The organism is Streptomyces sp. NPDC033845, assembly GCF_055576225.1.
Genome location: NZ_JBVIRI010000005.1, coordinates 158,116 through 174,040 on the forward strand (window position 1 = coordinate 158,116; position 15,925 = coordinate 174,040).

Consider the following 15,925-nt stretch of genomic DNA (forward strand, 5'->3'; position numbering starts at 1 on the left):
ACGCGAGGAGCCGGCCGATGTCAGCCACCACCACCGCCGTCGAAGAGCGGGTGCGCGCACGAGTGATCACCGACGACCCGCTCTACCGCGCCATCCCGGTGGCCCTGCGGTTCTCCCCCGACGAGCCCCTGGCCGTGCGCATCGTGTTCCCCGCGGGCCTGTCCCCGGAAGGCACCGAGAACGAATGGGTCTTCCCCCGGGCCCTGCTGGAGGCGGGCCTGCAGGCCCCGTCCGGCAGCGGTGACGTACGCGTCTGGCCCTGCGGCCGGGTGCAGGCGGTGGTGGAGTTCCACTCCCCCGAAGGGGTCGCCGTGGTCCAGTTCGACATCGCGGTGCTGCGCCGGTTCCTGCGCCGCACCCTCCAGCCGGGAACCCCCTGACCGGCACCCCCTCACCCGCCCGGCGCAACGGGCCCGGCCCCGCACCTGGATCAGGTGCGGGGCCGGGTCGTCGTGCCGTACTGCCGGGTGGTCAGGCCTTGACCAGCTCGCGGTCCTGGTCCTGGTCGGGACCGTTGCCGGAGTCGGCCGGGTCGGCCAGGTGCTTGCGCAGCGCCTCGCCCTCGACGTCCACGTTGGGCAGGACCCGGTCCAGCCACTTCGGCAGCCACCAGGCGCGGTGGCCCAGCAGGGCCAGCACGGCCGGCACGATCGCCATGCGCACGATGAAGGCGTCGAAGAGGACGGCGATGGCCAGCGAGAAGCCGATCATCTTCACCATCTGCTCGCTGGAGCCGATGAACCCGGCGAACACCGCGATCATGATCACCGCGGCGGCGGTGACCACCCGGGCGCCGTGCTGGAAGCCGGTCACCACGGCCTGGCCCGGCCGCTCGCCGTGCACATAGGCCTCGCGCATCCGGGTGACCAGGAAGACCTCGTAGTCCATGGCCAGACCGAACACCACGCCCACCATGAAGATCGGCATCATGCTCATGATCGGGCCGGGCTGCTCCACCCCGAAGATCCCGCCGAGCCAGCCCCACTGGAACACCGCGACCACCGCGCCGAGCGCGGCGACCACCGAGAGCAGGAAGCCGAGCGCGGCCTTGAGCGGCACCAGGACGGACCGGAACACGATCATCAGCAGCAGGAAGGCGAGGCCGACCACCAGCGCCAGGTACGGCAGCAGGGCGTCGTTCATCTTCTGCGAGAAGTCGATGTTCATCGCGGTCTGGCCGGTGACCAGCACCTCGTCCCCGCTGACCTCGCGGATCTTGTGGACCAGGTCCTCGGTCTCGGTGGAGGAGGGACGGTCCTTCGGGATCACCGAGATGATCCAGGTGTCCTTCTTCCCGTTGGGCATCGGGGGGGTCACGGCCTCGGCCAGACCGAGGCTCTTCACCCGCTCGGACGCCTTGTCGGCGGCCGTCTGGTCCCCGTCCACGACCAGCATCAGCGGACCGTTGAAGCCCGGGCCGAAGCCCTCGGACAGCAGGTCGTAGGCCTTGCGCTGGGTGGTGGAGACCGGCTGGGAACCCTCGTCGGGCAGACCCATCTTCAGCTGGCTGACCGGCAGCGCGATCACCCCGAGGCCGACCACGCCGGCCAGCAGGACCGCGACCGGGCGGCGCAGCACGAAGCGGGCCCAGCGGGTGCCGCCGTTGGGCTTGTCCTCGGCACCCTCCGGCTTGGGCTTGCCCCCGCCGAACAGCTTGCTCTTGGTACCGGCGGGCAGCACCCGCTTGCCGGCGAAGCCGAGCATGGCGGGCACCAGGGTGAGGGCCACGAACACCGCGATGACCACGGTTCCGGCGGCCGCCGCGCCCATCTTGGTGAGCATCGGGATGTTCACCACGGCCAGGCCCACCAGGGCGATGACCACGGTCAGACCGGCGAAGACCACGGCGGAGCCGGCGGTGCCGACGGCCCGGCCGGCCGCCTCGTCGCGGTCCCGGCCCTCGGCGAGCTCCGCGCGGTAGCGGGAGACGATGAAGAGGGCGTAGTCGATGCCGACCGCCAGGCCGATCATCATGGCCAGGGTGGAGGTGGTGCTGCCCAGGTCGAGGACGTTGGCCAGCGCCGTGATGGAGGAGATGCCGATGCCGACGCCGATCAGGGCGGTCAGCAGCGGGAGTCCGGCCGCCACCAGCGAACCGAAGGTGATCACCAGCACGATCGCGGCGACCATGATGCCGATGATCTCGCCGGAGCCGGTCTCCGGCATCACCTGGAGCGCGTCACCGCCGATCTCCACGGTCAGCCCGGCCTTCTGGGCCCCGGCGCCGACATCGGTCAGGGCCTCACGGGTCTCATCGGTCAGCTCCATGGAGTTGACCTTGTACTTGGTGGAGATGTAGGCGGTGCTTCCGTCCCGGCTGACCGCCTGGGCCTGGTACGGGTCGTCGACCGAGGCGATCTGGTCCGAACCGGACTTCAGATCGTTGACGATCTTCGTGACCTGGTCCTTGGCGGCCGGGTCGGTGACCTTCTGGCCGGCCGGGACCTTGATGACCACGCGGGCCGTGGCACCGTCGGCCGCGGCCGCCGGGAAGCGCTGTTCGAGCAGGTCGAAGGCCTTCTGGGCCTCCGTACCGGGTATGGAGAAGGAGCCGGCGGTGGGGGCGGACGCCGATGCCGCGCCGAAACCGGCGAGGAACAGCAGCGCCACCCAGAGCAGGGCGACGAGGCGCCGGCGCCGGAAGGCGCCCTTGCCGAGTCGATAGAGGAAGGTGGCCACGTCAGTGGTCTCCCGTTCGAGTCGTGGGATGGGATCAGCGATTGGTCAGCCGACCCGACGACGAGAGCGGCGTGTCAGGAGCAGCAGGAACAGCGACCGGCAGCGGGGACTGCGGTCAGACTCCGAGGGCGGGGAAGACCACGGCGTCGATGAAATCGGAGAGGAAGTCCCGGTCGACGGGTCTGTCCTCGATCAGCGGGAGCGCGATGAACGCCCCGATCAGCATGTGCGGCACGAAGTCCAGGGCCGGACAGTCCGGAGCGACCTCGCCCCGGTCCACCGCCCGCTGGAGCATCACCTGCAACCCGGTGATCTCCGGGTCGACCAGCAGGTCCCGCAGCGCCTTGTGGAGCTCCGGGCTCTCGTGCACCGCGTGGGTCAGGCCGCGCATCAGCGCGGTGTCCTTCGCCATCCGGTCGTCGTCGGAACTCTCGACCATGACCGCGAAGTCCCCCCGCAGCGAACCCGTGTCGATCTCCCGGAGGGAGACCGGCTGGGTGCACCGCAGCGCCCTCGCGACCAGTTCCGGCTTGCTCCCCCACTGGCGGTAGAGCGTCGCCTTGCTGGACTTGGTGCGTGCTGCCACCGCGTCCATGGTCAGCGCCTCGTAGCCGACCTCGCGGAGCAGGTCCAGGACCGCTCCGTGCAGTTCGGCCTCCCGTTCGGGGGTGATCCGGCTGACCATCTCTTCCGTACCTCCCACTCGGACGGGACTGCTTCTTACAGCGAAGACGATACCCGCGCCACCATCGGAACGAAACCGTTTCGTTTCGTTCCGGGCCGTGTTCTGCGTCACGGCTCGAAGGGCACTCGCGGCGCGCCAGGGGGGCACCCGAACCCCGCTCGGGGGACGGCTTGTTCACCAGTACGAGTTGCCGGGCCCCCGCCCCGCGGAAAGCATTGGGGGGTGAGTCACGACGTCGCGTACCTCCGGTTCCCGCACCTGCACGACGACCTGCTGTGCTTCGCCGCCGAGGACGACCTCTGGGTCGCCCCCCTGGTGGCCGAGGGCGAGGCCCCCGGCCGGGCCTGGCGCCTCACCGTCGACCGGACCCGGATCGGACACCCCCGGTTCTCCCCGGACGGCCACGAGATCGCCTTCACCACCTGGCGCAGCCTCGACCCCGAGATCCACCTGGTCCCGGTGGACGGCGGCCCCGCCCGCCGGCTCAGCTACTGGGGCTCCACCGACACCCGGGTGTGCGGCTGGACCCCGCCCGACAAGGACGGCCGCAGCGACATCCTCGCCGTCTCCTCGCACGGCCAGCCCTTCTCCTACTTCGCCTGGGCGTACAGCCTGCCCACCGACGGCAGCCCCGGCGGCCGGCTGCCCTGGGGGCCGGTCGCCCACCTCGCCGTGCACGACGAGGCCTCGATCCGGCCGGACGAACCGGCCGCCCGCCACACCCTGCTGCTCACCGGCAAGCCCCCGCACGAGCCGGCCGCCTGGAAGCGCTACCGGGGCGGGGCCACCGGACGGCTCTGGCTGCACGGCGAACGGCTGCTGGAGGACCTCGACGGACACCTCGACTCCCCCATGTTCGTCGACGGCCGGATCGCCTTCCTCTCCGACCACGAGGGCATCGGCAACCTCTACTCCTGCCGCCCCGACGGCGGCGACCTGCGCCGGCACACCGACCACGCCGAGTTCTACGCCCGGCACGCGAGCAGCGACGGCCGCCGGGTGGTCTACCAGTGCGCCGGCGAGCTCTGGCTGGTGGACTCACTGGCCCCGGACGCCCGGCCGCGCCGGCTCGCGGTCCGGCTGGGCGGCCCCCGGGCGGGCCGCCGGACGTACCAGGTGCCCGCCGCCAGCCATGTGGACAGCGTCTCCGTCGACGCCACCGGCCGGGCCAGCGCCGTGACCGTGCGCGGCAGCCTCTACTGGCTCACCCACCGCGACGGCCCCGCCCGCACCATCGCCGACACGCCCGGGGTCCGGGTCCGGCTGCCCGAGATGCTCGGCTCCGGCGGACAGGTCGCCTACGTCACGGACGCCGAGGGCGAGGACGCCGTCGAGATCGCCTACCTGCCCCGGGCCTCCGGGGACCGCGAGCCCCGCCGGCTGGCCTCCGGGAAGCTCGGCCGGGTGCTGGAGCTGGTCTCCGACCCGGAGGGCGAACGGCTCGCCATCGCCTCGCACGACGGCCGGCTGCTGCTCCTCGACACCACCGAGGACGCGGGCGAGGACCCGGCCGGGGAGGTCACCGAGCTGATCCGGTCCATCAACGGCCCGGTCACCGACCTGGCCTTCTCCCCCGACGGGGCCTGGCTGACCTGGTCCCACCCGGGCATCGGCCGCTCCCTGCGGCAGATCAAGATGGCCCGGATCTCCGGACCCGGCGCCCGCACCGTCGTGGACGTCACCAACGGCCGCTTCGAGGACGAGAACCCGGTGTTCACCCGGGACGGCCGCTATCTGGCCTTCCTCTCCTGGCGCGGCTTCGACCCGGTCTACGACGTGCACACCGGCGACCTGTCCTTCCCGCTGGGCTGCCGCCCCTATCTGGTGCCGCTGTCCTCCGCCACCCCCTCGCCGTTCGCGGTGTCCGCCGACGGCCGGCCGGCCGCCGGGGGGCTGGACCCGGTGGAGGGGGCCGCCGGGGACTCCCCGGACTCCGACCCCTCCACCGTCACCGTCGAGGTCGAGGGCCTGGAGAGCCGGGTGACCCCGTTCCCGGTGTCCGCGTCCAAGTACTCGGCCCTGCACCCGGTCAGCGGCGGCGGTCTGGTCTGGCTGCGCTGGCCGATCTCCGGGGCACTGGGCGAGACCTTCGCCAACCCGTCCCACACCAGCGGGAAGCCCACCCTGGAGCACTTCGACCTCACCAAGGCCCGCAAGAGCGAGCTCGCCTCCGACCTGGACTGGTTCGCGGTCAGCGGCGACGGCACCCGGCTGGTGGTCAACGAGGACGGGGAGCTGAGGGCGGTACCGGCCACCGACTCCGGCGACTCCGACTCCACCGTCTATCTGGACCTGCGCCGGATCCTGCACGAGGTGGACCCGGCCGCCGAGTGGCGACAGGCCTACGAGGAGGCCGGCCGGCTGATCCGCGCCTACTTCTGGGAACCGAGGATGTGCGGGATCGACTGGGACGCGGTGCTGCGCCAGTACCGCCCCCTGGTCGAACGGGTCGCCTCCCCCGACGAGTTCGCCGACCTGCTCCGCGAGGTCCTCGGCGAACTCGGCACCTCGCACGCCTACGTCGCCCCGGCCCGCCGCAACGAGGGCCCCCCGCACTACCAGCGGGCCATCGGCCTGCTGGGCGCCAACCTGGTCTGCCGGGACGGCCGTTGGGTGGTGAAGCGGATCCTGCCCGGCGACTCCTCCGACTCCAAGGCGCGCTCCCCGCTGGCCGGCACCGGCATCCGCGACGGCGCCGCCCTCACCCATGTCGACGGCCGCCCGGTGGACCCGGTGACCGGCCCCTACCCGCTGCTCGCCGCGGCCGGCGGCACCACCGTCGAGCTCACCTTCCGGCCCGCCGGCGCCGAGGGCGGCGAGGGCCCGGCCCGCCGGGTGGCGGTGATGCCGCTGGTCGACGAACGGCCGCTGCGCTACCAGGACTGGGTGGCCAAACGCCGCGAGGTGGTCCGCGAGATCAGCGGCGGCCGCTGCGGCTACCTCCACATCCCCGACATGGGCGGCTCCGGCTGGGCGCAGTTCAACCGGGACCTGCGGATGGAGATGTCCCGGCCCGCGCTGATCGTCGACGTCCGCGGCAACGCGGGCGGTCACATCAGCGAACTGGTGGTGGAGAAGCTCAGCCGCCGGATCCTGGGCTGGGACCTGACCCGGGACGCCCAGCCGGTCTCCTACGCCTCCAACGCGCCCCGGGGGCCGGTGGTGGCCCTCGCCGACGAGGCCACCTCCTCGGACGGGGACATGATCACCGCCGCGTTCAAGCTGCTCGGCCTGGGCCCGGTGGTCGGCCAGCGCACCTGGGGCGGGGTGGTCGGCATGACCGGCCGGCACACCCTGGGCGACGGCACCGTGATCACCGTGCCGATGAACGCCGCCTGGTTCCCCGAGTACGGCTGGTCGGTGGAGAACCACGGTGTGGAGCCGGACCTGGCGATGCTGCGCACCCCGCTGGACTGGGCCGAGGGCCGGCACGCCCAGCTCGACGACGCCGTGCACCTGGCGCTGGAGCTGCTGGAACGCCATCCGGCCAAGACCCCGCCCGGCTACACCGACGTACCGGACCGCCGGCGCCCGGTGCTGCCGCCCCGCCCGTAGGGGCGGCCCCGGACATGCCGCAGGGGCGCGGTCCCGTGGTCCACGGGACCGCGCCCCTGCGCGCGGACGGCCGGGTCAGAACGCGTCGTCGAGTTCCTCGCGGGCCCGGCCGGTCCGCTCCTCGGCCTCCCGGGGCGGCCGCGGGGACCGCTCGGAGGGCTCGTTCCGGCCGGCCCGGGCGGGCGGGCCGGGCTGGATGGACTCGCCGGCCTGTTCCGCCCGCGCCTTGAGCTGCTGTGCCTTCGCCTGGAACTGGTCCCTGAGACCCATGCTTCTCACTCCGTCAGGGGTGTCGGTGACTGGGGTGCGACCAGCCTGGCACGACCCGACATCCCTCGCATTTCGGTCAGTCGGCGGTGCTGCGCTCCTTCTCGTCGGCGACCCCTCCGGCGCCCACCAGCCCCTTGGACACTCCGGCCAGCCGGGGTTCGAACCGCCTCATCTCCCGCTGCCCGGCGGAGGCGATGACGGCCGGGAGGTAGCCGCGGACCGACTGCATCCCGCGCAGCCACCACTGGGCGTACACGTGCGCCGACCGGCGCTCGATGCCCGCCACGATCCGGTCCACGGCCGGCCCCAGCGGATACGTCCGGTTGGAGGGCCAGGGCAGCCGCTGCCGGAGCTCGCGCATCACCTCGTCCTGGTCGGCGCCGCGCACCATGTCGGTGTCGGTCCAGGACAGGTAGCCGACGCCCACCTTGACCCCCAGGTAGCCGACCTCGGCGCGCAGGCAGTGCGCGAAGGCCTCCACCCCGGACTTGGAGGCGCAGTACGCGGTCATCATCGGGGCCGGGGTGATCGCGGCGAGCGAGGCGATCTGGAGGAAGTAGCCGCGGCTCTCCCGCAGGACGGGCAGGAAGGCGCGGGCGGTGACGGCGCCGCCGATCAGGTTGACCTCGATGACCCGCCGCCAGGCGACCGGGTCGGAGTCCCCGAACGGGCCGCCGGCCGCGACCCCCGCGTTGGCGACCACGATGTCCACCTTGCCGAACCGCTGCTTGACCTCCTCGGCGACCCGGGCCATGGCCTCGTGGTCGGTGACGTCGGCGTGCCAGTGGTCGCTGTCGGTGTGCAGCCGCTCGGAGACCTCCTTGAGCGCCTCCGGCTCCAGGCCGACCAGGGCGATCCGGGCGCCGCGCGCGGACAGTTTGCGGGCCAGCAGTTCGCCCACCCCGCGGGCCGCCCCGGTGACGACGGCGACCTGTCCCTCCAGGTTTCGGGTGCTCACGCGCGCTTCTCCTTCTTCGCTGTGCGGACGAGTTCGCGGATGGCGTGGGTGACGGCCTCCGGGGCCTCCACCGGGGTCATGTGCCCCATGCCGGGCAGTTCGGTCAGTCCGGTGCAGTCCGGCAGGGCCGCCGCGAGGCCGCGGGCGTGCCCGATCGGGGTGAGCCGGTCGGCGGTGCCGGCGACGACGGCGGTGGGCAGCCGGAGCCGGGCCACGCCCTCGGTGAGGTCGAGCCCGGCCAGCACCCGGGACCAGCCCTGCCGGACGGGCGGCGGGCAGGCGTGCACGATGCGGGCGACGGCCTCGACCCGGTCGGGGGCGGAGCCGGCGGCCATGGTGACGTACTTGACGGCCTGCCGGGCCAGCGGGGTGACCGGTCCCAGCGGGGCCCCGGAGGTCATCACGGTCCGGGTCAGCCGGGTCCGCAGCGGCCCGGGCCGGCCCGGGAGCACGGTCGCCTCGGCGACCAGCCGGGCACTGCCGGTGCTGCACAGCAGGGCGGCCGAGACCCGCTCGTCGAAGCCGGGGCGGCCGGCGGCCGCCATGACGGTCATGCCGCCCATGGAGTGGCCGGCGACCACCGCCCGCCGCCCGTCGGCGAGGGTGGCGGCGAGCACCGCGACGAGATCGTCGGCGAGGACCTCGGTGGAGTAGGCGGCGGAGACCGGGCTGCGGCCGTGGCCGCGCTGGTCGTAGGCGACGACGCGGTGGCCGCTGCCGGCCAGTTCGCGGATCTGGGCGGCCCAGAAGGCGGTGGAGCAGGTCCAGCCGTGCGCCAGGACCACGGTGGGGGCGTCCTCGTCCCCGTGGACCTCCACGTGCAGCCGGGCGCCGTCCGCGGAGACCGCGGTGAGCTCCCGGCGGGCGGCGGGCGGGGCGTACGGGCCGCTGGTGACGTGCGTCAGCCGGCTCATGCGGCGTCCTCCCCGGTCCGGGCGGCGGTCTCGGGCGCGGCCGGCGCCTCGGGCGCGGCCACCGGCGCGGCCACGGCCGCGGCCTCGCGGTGCCGGACCCGGAGGACCTCGTACTCGGTGAGGTCCACGGTCCGGGTGGCCCGCCGGAACTCGCCGGTGGTGCCGGGCCACACGGTGGTGTTGCGGCCGTTGGCGTCCAGGTACCAGCTGGTGCAGCCTCCGGTGTTCCAGACGGTCCGCAGCATCCGGTCCTGCACCCGCCGGTTCCAGGTGTGCACCGCGGAGGGCCGGGCGGCGAGCGCGGTGCGGCCGCCGGGCGCGTCCAGCAGGTTCAGCTGCCGCAGATAGTCGGCCATGTAGTTCAGCTGGGACTCGATCATGAGGATCATCGAGCTGTTCCCGAGCCCGGTGTTGGGGCCGATGATCGTCATCCAGTTGGGGAAGCCGGCCGCGGTGGCGCCGCGCAGCGCCTGCATGCCGTCCTTCCACTCGTCGGCGAGGGTCTTGCCGTCCACCCCGACCACCCGGTCGGCGATGGGCATGTCGGTGACGTGGAAGCCGGTGCCGAAGATGATCGCGTCGACCTCGGTCTCGGTGCCGTCCGCGGCGACCAGCACCGAGCCGCGGACCTCCTTCAGCCCGCTGGCCACCAGGTCCACATCGGGCCGGGCCAGGGCCGGGTAGTACTCGCTGGAGAGCAGGATCCGCTTGCAGCCGATGCGGTAGGAGGGGGTCAGCTTGGCCCGCAGCGCCGGGTCCTTGATCGACCGGGCCATGTTGGCCTTGGCCATGGACTCGATCAGTCCGAGCTGGTTGGGCCGCTTGGTGAAGGCGCTCACCTGGAGCTCCCGCAGCCCCCACAGCAGCCCGCGGCGGGCCGCCCGGGTGAACGGCAGCTGCCGGTGCAGCCAGCGCTCGACCCCGCTGATGGCCCGGTCGGTGCGCGGCAGGACCCAGGGCGGGGTGCGCTGGAACAGGGTGAGCCGCTCGACCTCGGGGGCGATGGCGGGCACGATCTGGATGGCCGAGGCGCCGGTCCCGATCATCGCGACCCGCTTGCCGCGGAGGTCGTAGTCGTGGTCCCAGCGGGCCGAGTGGAAGACCTTGCCGGGGAACCCGGACAGGCCCGGGACCTCGGGGAGCTTGGGGTCGGACAGCGGGCCGGTGGCGGAGACCACCACGTCGGCGGTGAGGTCCCCGCCGGAGGTCTCGATCTCCCAGCGCAGCAGTTCGGCGTCCCAGCGCATCATCCGGACCTCGTGGTCGAGGCGGATGTGCGGCCGCAGCCCGAAGGTGTCCGCCACGTGCTCCAGATAGGCCCGGATGTGCGGCTGCCCGGAGAAGGTCCGGGGCCAGTCCGGGTTGGGCGCGAAGGAGAAGGAGTACAGATGGGAGGGCACGTCGCAGGCGCACCCGGGATAGCTGTTGTCGCGCCAGGTCCCGCCCACCGACCCGGCCCGCTCCAGCACCACGAAATCGGTGATCCCCTCGCGGCGCAGCCGGACGGCCGCTCCCAGCCCGCCGAATCCGGATCCGATCACCGCCACGCGCACATGCTCGCCCACGCCCGCCGCCCTTCACAGACTCTGCCAGCAATCACTGGCACTATTCGGAGGGTAGAGCTTCCCCGTACTCATGGGTAGGGGTCGCGCCGGGAAAGTTACCGGGGGTACGCCTTAGGCTGCGCCAATGGCCGACGAACAGTCGCACGAACCGCCCCACGACCAGCCTCGGGAGCAGCCGCAGGAGCAGCCGGACGGGACGACGGTACGCGAGTACCGGACCGAGGAGCTGGCCGAGGCGGCCGGCATCCCGCCGCGCACCCTGCGCTTCTACCGCGAGCGCAAACTGCTGCCACCGCCCCGCCGGCAGGGCCGCATCGCCTGGTACGACGGGCACCACCTGGCCCGGCTGCGGACCATCGCCGCCCTGCTGGACCGTGGCCACACCCTCGGCGGCATCGCCGAGCTGATCACCGCGTTCGAGAGCGGCCGGGACGTCAGCCAGCTCAGCGAGCTGCTCGGCATGGGCTGGTCGGAGGAGACCCCGGTACGGCTCACCCCGGAGGCGCTGGCCGACTACTTCGAGGGCGAGGCCACCCCGGAGAACCTGGCCGCCTCCCTGGCCCTGGGCTATCTGGCCACCGACGGGGACGAGATCGTGCACGTCAGCCGCCGGCTGCTGGACGTCTCGGCGGCCCTGGTCCGCGAGGGGGTACCGCTCGCGGCCGTGCTGGAGACCGGCCGGCTGGTCCGCGGCCACGCCGACGCCATGGCCGAGCTCTTCGCCGAACTGATCGGCACCCATCTGAAGGAGGACGGGGACGCGCTGACCCGGCTGCGCCCGCTGGCCAAGAGCGTGGTCGAGGCCGAGCTGACCATGGCGATGGACCGGCTGCTGGCCGGCGGCGGCACCGGGGCCCGGCAGGCCGGGCCCCGGGATCCGGGAGCTCAGCCGAGCTCGTAGACCACCGTGACGGGCGCGTGGTCGGACCAGCGCTCCGGGTGGGTCTCGGCGCGCTCCACGAAGCCCTTCACGGCCTTCGCGGCGAGCCCGGGAGTGGCCACGTGCAGGTCGATCCGCCAGCCGGCGTCGTTGTCGAAGGCCCGGCCCCGGTAGGACCACCAGGAATAGGGCCCCTCCTGCTCCGGGTGCAGCTCGCGCACCACGTCCACGTAGCCGGCCTCCTCGTAGACCTTCCCGAGCCACTCCCGCTCCTCGGGCAGGAAGCCGGCGTTCTTTCGGTTGGTCTTCCAGTTCTTGAGGTCGGCCTCCCGGTGGCAGATGTTCCAGTCGCCGCACACCACCACCTCGCGGCCGTCCGCCGCGGCGCGCACCCGCAGCGCCTTCAGGTACTCCTGGAACTCGGCCATGAACCGGTACTTCTCGTCCTGCTTCTCGGTCCCGGCCTCCCCGGAGGGAAGGTAGAGGCTGGCGACGGTCACGCCCGGCAGATCGATCTCCAGATAGCGGCCGGCGCCGTCGAACTCCTCGCTCCCGAACCCGACCTGGACCCGCTCCGGGGCCCGCCGGGTGAACAGCGCGACCCCGGCCCGGCCCTTGGCGGCAGCCGGTGCGAACACGGTGTGCCAGCCCTCGGGCGCCCGGACCTCCGCCGGAATCTGGCCCTCCTCGGCCCGGACCTCCTGGAGGCAGATCACATCGGCGTCGGTGCCGGAGAGCCACGGCACGAACCCCTTCTTGGCGGCGGCGCGGATCCCGTTCACGTTCACAGTGGTCACGATGAGCATCACAGCACCATAGCCGGAGGGTTCCGTACGATGTCCGGATGTCTCACGGGATCGAACTCCGCGCCGTCGCCTACGACGCCCCCGACGCGGTGAAACTCAACGACCAGGTACAGATCGAGTACCAGGTCCGGTACCAGGGCGAGGGCGACGCCACCTGGCTGGACCCCGCCATGTTCGAGCCGCCGCGCGGCCTCTACCTGCTGGCCTACGACGCCGACGACGCCCCGGTGGCCAGCGGCGGCTGGCGCACCCAGGACCAGAGCCCGGAGGGCTACTCGGACGGCGACGCCGAGCTGAAGCGGATGTACGTCATACCCTCCGCCCGCGGCCTGGGGCTGGCCCGCCGGATCCTCGCCGAACTGGAGGCCTCCGCCCGGGCGGCGGGCCGCACCCGCATGGTCCTGGAGACCGGCGACCGCCAGCCGGAGGCCATCGCCCTCTACCAGTCCTCGGGCTACGAGTTCTGCGCCAAGTTCGGCTACTACCGCGCCTACGACTCCAGCCGCTGCATGTCCAAGCCCCTGACGAACTGACCCGGAAAGCAGAAGATCCCGCCCGATCTTGCGATCGGACGGGATCCTCAATGTCTGTGGACCTGTGGGGATTTGAACCCCAGACCCCCTCGATGCGAACGAGGTGCGCTACCAGACTGCGCCACAGGCCCTTGCGACGTGTGAAACATTAGCACCCCGGCTCGACAGCACCAAAATCACTCGTTGGCGGCGCGGGGCCGGTCCTCGCCCTCGTACTGGTCGAAGAGCGGGGTGCGGCCGCGGCCGGTCTCGCGGTTGCGGCGGGACGGCGGGCGCTCCCGGTCCGCGGCGGGCGGGACGGCGGCGGCCGGCTTCTGCTCGGCCGGGCGCTGGGCCCGCAGCCTGGGGTCGGTGGGCTCGGCGGTGCTGGACCGGTCCGGGCTCCAGGCGTCGGGGGCCGGGGAGCCGGTGGCGCGCGGGGCCACCGGGGCCGTCACATAGGTGGGCAGCGGGACCGGGACGGGCTCCCAGCTGTCACCTCGGGCGGGGCCGCGTTCGCGTTCCTTCTGCTGGTCCACCCATTCGGCGTGGTCGGTCTGCTCGACCAGGGCGCGCCGGCCTGCCTCCTGCGGGGAGACGGGTGGCGCGGGGTCCGGATCGGCCCCGGCCGCGGCCTCGGACTCGCGGCGGCGGGGGCGGTTCTCGCGGAGCCGGCGGGCGGCCGCCTCGGCCCTGCGGTGGTCCATGGTGAACGCGAACCGGCGGCGCTCCTGCGCCCGCAGGTGCACGATGTACGCGCTGAGCAGCACGGCGGGGACGGCCGGGGCCCAGAGGAAGCCCAGGCCGCCGACGGCCGCGACCACGGCGCCGAGGGTGAAGACGAGGAAGAGGAGCGCGGTGGTGCGCCGGCGGCGGGCGAGCACCTGGAGGCGCTGTTCGCGCCGGGTCCGCTCCAGCCGTTCGGCGGCCTGCGCCCGCGGCTCCGTCCTGGTCGGGGACATGCCTGTGGCCCGGACGTCGGCGTCCACGGAATTCACCGTTTCCGTCGCGGCGTCCGGGTCCGCGGGGGGATCCGACTCCTCGCCGGTGCGCTCCCGCAGCTCCTTGGCATAACGGCGCTCCATTCCCGCCCGGCCGGAAAGCAGCCGGATGGCGGTGGAGAAGCGTTCCGTCGGACGGGCTTCGTTCAGCTCGTCCTGCCTCCGGAGCCACATGGGCACCAGGTAGGCGGCCCAGGCCCCGACGATGACTGCGTAGATGAGGCCGCTGCTGCTCACACCCCACACCGTAGAGGGGCGCGGGCGGGGGCATCGGCCAATTGGGCCGGTGTGTCGCACGATCCGGCTGATATCACGGACTTTTTTTGTGATTCTTCGGATCAGGTTATGGACGGACCCGATCGAATTCGAACGGATATTCGTTTATCGGGAGGTGCGGTGCCACCGGTCGACCAGTCCGCCGGGGACCTCCTCCGCGGTCAGCGCGTAGACCAGGTGGTCCCGCCAGTCCCCGTCGATGTGGAGGTAACGGGGCCGCAGCCCCTCCTCGCGGAAGCCCAGCTTCTCCACCACGCGCCGGCTCGGGCCGTTCTCCGGGCGGATGCAGACCTCGATCCGGTGCAGTCCGACCTGCCGGAAGCAGTGGTCGACGGCGAGCGCCACCGCCGTGGGCATCACCCCCCGGCCGGCCACCTCCCGGTCCACCCAGTAGCCCACGTGACCGGCGCACATCGAACCCCAGGTGATCCCGGCGACGGTCAGCTGGCCGACCAGCCGCCCCTGGTACTCGATGACGAAGGGCAGCATCCGGCCCGCGTTGGCCTCGGCCCGCAGATGGCGGACCATCTGGCGGTAGGTGGGCCGCTGGACCACCGGCCCCCAGGGGGCGGGCGGCGGGATCGTCGCCTCCCAGGGCCGCAGCCAGTCCCGGTTGCGGCGGTTCACCTCGCGCCAGGCGGTCTGGTCGCGGAGCTTTATCGGCCGCAGGCACACGTCGCCGTCGCGCAGCGCCACCGGCCAGGAGGGCCCGTTCAGCTCGGGCCCCCCGCCGGCGGGCGCACGTGGTCGCCGCCGCGGATCTGGTCCACGGCGTGCGTCAGGATCCGGGAGAGCACCGTGAGCCCGTCGCGGACCCCGCCGGTGGAGCCGGGGAGGTTCACGATCAGGGTGCCGCCGGCCACCCCGGCCAGTCCCCGGGACAGCGCCGCGGTGGGCACCTTCGCCAGGTTCTCGGCGCGGATGGCCTGCGGGATGCCGGGGATCTCGTAGTCCAGCACCCGGGCGGTGGCCTCGGGGGTCCGGTCGGTGGGCGAGATGCCGGTGCCGCCGGTGGTGAGGATGACCTGGTAGCCGGCCGCCACCCCCTCGCGCAGGGCCCGCTCGACCGGGTCCCCGTCCGGGACCACCCGGGGGCCGTCGACGGTGAAGCCGAGGCGCTCCAGGCCTTCGGCGAGCAGCGGGCCGCCCTTGTCGGCGTAGACGCCCTGGGAGGCGCGGTTGGAGGCGGTGACCACCAGCGCGCGGGGTGCCCGGGCCTGGTCGGCGGGGGAGGGGGCCGTGTCCGGCCCCGAGTGGCCGTGGTCGTGGCCGGGGCTGTGGTGGTGGCTGTGGACCTCGCCGCCTCGGGGGGCGTTCACGCGCGGTTCCAGTCGCCGGACTTGCCGCCGGTCTTCTCCTCCACCCGGACGTCGGTGATGACGGCCCCCTTGTCCACCGCCTTGACCATGTCGATGACGGTGAGACCGGCGACGGCCACCGCGGTGAGCGCCTCCATCTCCACGCCCGTGCGGTCGGTGGTCCGGACGGTGGCCAGGATCTCCACGGCGTCGTCGGCGACCGTCAGGTCCACCTTGACCCCGGAGACGGCGAGCGGGTGGCAGAGCGGGATCAGGTCGGGGGTCTTCTTGGCACCCATGATCCCGGCGATCCGCGCGGTGGCGAGGGCGTCGCCCTTGGGCACTCCCTCGCCCCGCAGCAGTTCGATCACCCGGGGAGAGACCAGGACCCGACCGCTGGCGCGGGCCGTCCGGGTGGTGACGTCCTTCTCGGATACGTCGACCATCCGCGCCGCGCCGGCCTCGTCGATGTGGGTGAGCCTGCTCTGGGTACTCATGCTGTGCCGCTCCGCTCTGGGCCCCCGGG

The 15,925-nt window shown here is 73.0% G+C and carries 15 protein-coding genes and 1 tRNA gene; 4 read left to right on the top strand and 12 right to left on the bottom strand.

Going from position 1 to position 15,925, the window contains the following annotated elements; all coding sequences use genetic code 11:
* The first annotated feature begins 17 nt into the window (after positions 1–17).
* Positions 18–380, top strand: coding sequence for an SsgA family sporulation/cell division regulator (locus ACZ50K_RS12995; RefSeq protein ID WP_468901526.1), 363 nt, complete (start codon positions 18–20; stop codon positions 378–380).
* Between the two features lie 91 nt (positions 381–471).
* On the opposite strand, the gene ACZ50K_RS13000 is transcribed toward ACZ50K_RS12995, so the two are convergent.
* Complete coding sequence (locus tag ACZ50K_RS13000) at positions 472–2,679, bottom strand: MMPL family transporter (protein WP_468901528.1); 2,208 nt, start codon at positions 2,677–2,679, stop codon at positions 472–474.
* 115 nt (positions 2,680–2,794) lie between these two features.
* The gene (locus tag ACZ50K_RS13005; RefSeq protein WP_468902404.1) at positions 2,795–3,364 is read right to left on the bottom strand and encodes a TetR/AcrR family transcriptional regulator; all 570 of its coding nucleotides are present in this window, start codon (positions 3,362–3,364) and stop codon (positions 2,795–2,797) included.
* A gap of 222 nt (positions 3,365–3,586) precedes the next feature.
* On the opposite strand from ACZ50K_RS13005, the gene ACZ50K_RS13010 reads away from it, so the two are divergent.
* Entirely contained in the window at positions 3,587–6,919 is a 3,333-nt protein-coding gene (locus tag ACZ50K_RS13010; protein ID WP_468901530.1) for a S41 family peptidase, read from the top strand.
* A gap of 75 nt (positions 6,920–6,994) precedes the next feature.
* Here the strand turns inward: ACZ50K_RS13010 and ACZ50K_RS13015 are convergent, their stop codons facing one another.
* The 4 genes from ACZ50K_RS13015 to ACZ50K_RS13030 all read right to left on the bottom strand — a co-directional run bounded on the left by ACZ50K_RS13015 (position 6,995) and on the right by ACZ50K_RS13030 (position 10,626).
* A complete protein-coding gene (locus ACZ50K_RS13015) occupies positions 6,995–7,189 on the bottom strand; it encodes a hypothetical protein (RefSeq protein WP_468901533.1) in 195 nt (64 codons plus the stop codon).
* Positions 7,190–7,265: 76 nt separating this feature from the next.
* Positions 7,266–8,147, bottom strand: coding sequence for an SDR family oxidoreductase (locus ACZ50K_RS13020; protein ID WP_468901536.1), 882 nt, complete (start codon positions 8,145–8,147; stop codon positions 7,266–7,268).
* Positions 8,144–9,061: an alpha/beta fold hydrolase gene (locus ACZ50K_RS13025; RefSeq protein ID WP_468901539.1), complete on the bottom strand. Its 918-nt coding sequence runs from the start codon at positions 9,059–9,061 to the stop codon at positions 8,144–8,146. The genes ACZ50K_RS13020 and ACZ50K_RS13025 overlap by 4 nt, the downstream gene beginning before the upstream one ends.
* Positions 9,058–10,626, bottom strand: coding sequence for a flavin-containing monooxygenase (locus ACZ50K_RS13030; RefSeq protein ID WP_468901542.1), 1,569 nt, complete (start codon positions 10,624–10,626; stop codon positions 9,058–9,060). Before ACZ50K_RS13030 ends, ACZ50K_RS13025 begins: the two co-directional genes overlap by 4 nt.
* Positions 10,627–10,750: 124 nt before the next feature.
* On the opposite strand from ACZ50K_RS13030, the gene ACZ50K_RS13035 reads away from it, so the two are divergent.
* Positions 10,751–11,527 carry a MerR family transcriptional regulator gene (locus ACZ50K_RS13035; protein WP_468901545.1) on the top strand — a complete coding sequence of 259 codons (777 nt, stop codon included), beginning with the start codon at positions 10,751–10,753 and terminating at the stop codon, positions 11,525–11,527.
* Here ACZ50K_RS13035 and ACZ50K_RS13040 read toward each other — a convergent pair.
* A complete protein-coding gene (locus tag ACZ50K_RS13040) occupies positions 11,512–12,312 on the bottom strand; it encodes an exodeoxyribonuclease III (RefSeq protein WP_468901547.1) in 801 nt (266 codons plus the stop codon). The genes ACZ50K_RS13035 and ACZ50K_RS13040 overlap by 16 nt on opposite strands.
* Positions 12,313–12,350: 38 nt before the next feature.
* On the opposite strand from ACZ50K_RS13040, the gene ACZ50K_RS13045 reads away from it, so the two are divergent.
* Positions 12,351–12,845: a GNAT family N-acetyltransferase gene (locus tag ACZ50K_RS13045; protein ID WP_468901550.1), complete on the top strand. Its 495-nt coding sequence runs from the start codon at positions 12,351–12,353 to the stop codon at positions 12,843–12,845.
* Positions 12,846–12,902: 57 nt separating this feature from the next.
* On the opposite strand, the gene ACZ50K_RS13050 is transcribed toward ACZ50K_RS13045, so the two are convergent.
* The 5 genes from ACZ50K_RS13050 to moaC form a co-directional block, all read right to left on the bottom strand.
* Positions 12,903–12,976 (bottom strand) — tRNA-Ala (locus ACZ50K_RS13050).
* A gap of 45 nt (positions 12,977–13,021) precedes the next feature.
* Complete coding sequence (gene sepX / locus ACZ50K_RS13055; RefSeq protein ID WP_468901552.1) at positions 13,022–14,062, bottom strand: divisome protein SepX/GlpR; 1,041 nt, start codon at positions 14,060–14,062, stop codon at positions 13,022–13,024.
* 144 nt (positions 14,063–14,206) lie between these two features.
* A complete protein-coding gene (locus ACZ50K_RS13060) occupies positions 14,207–14,797 on the bottom strand; it encodes a GNAT family N-acetyltransferase (protein ID WP_468901555.1) in 591 nt (196 codons plus the stop codon).
* A gap of 17 nt (positions 14,798–14,814) precedes the next feature.
* Positions 14,815–15,420 (bottom strand): MogA/MoaB family molybdenum cofactor biosynthesis protein, encoded by a 606-nt coding sequence (locus ACZ50K_RS13065; RefSeq protein WP_468901558.1) that lies wholly within the window; start codon positions 15,418–15,420, stop codon positions 14,815–14,817.
* Positions 15,417–15,896: a cyclic pyranopterin monophosphate synthase MoaC gene (moaC, locus tag ACZ50K_RS13070; protein WP_468901561.1), complete on the bottom strand. Its 480-nt coding sequence runs from the start codon at positions 15,894–15,896 to the stop codon at positions 15,417–15,419. The genes ACZ50K_RS13065 and moaC overlap by 4 nt, the downstream gene beginning before the upstream one ends.
* Positions 15,897–15,925: the final 29 nt, after the last annotated feature.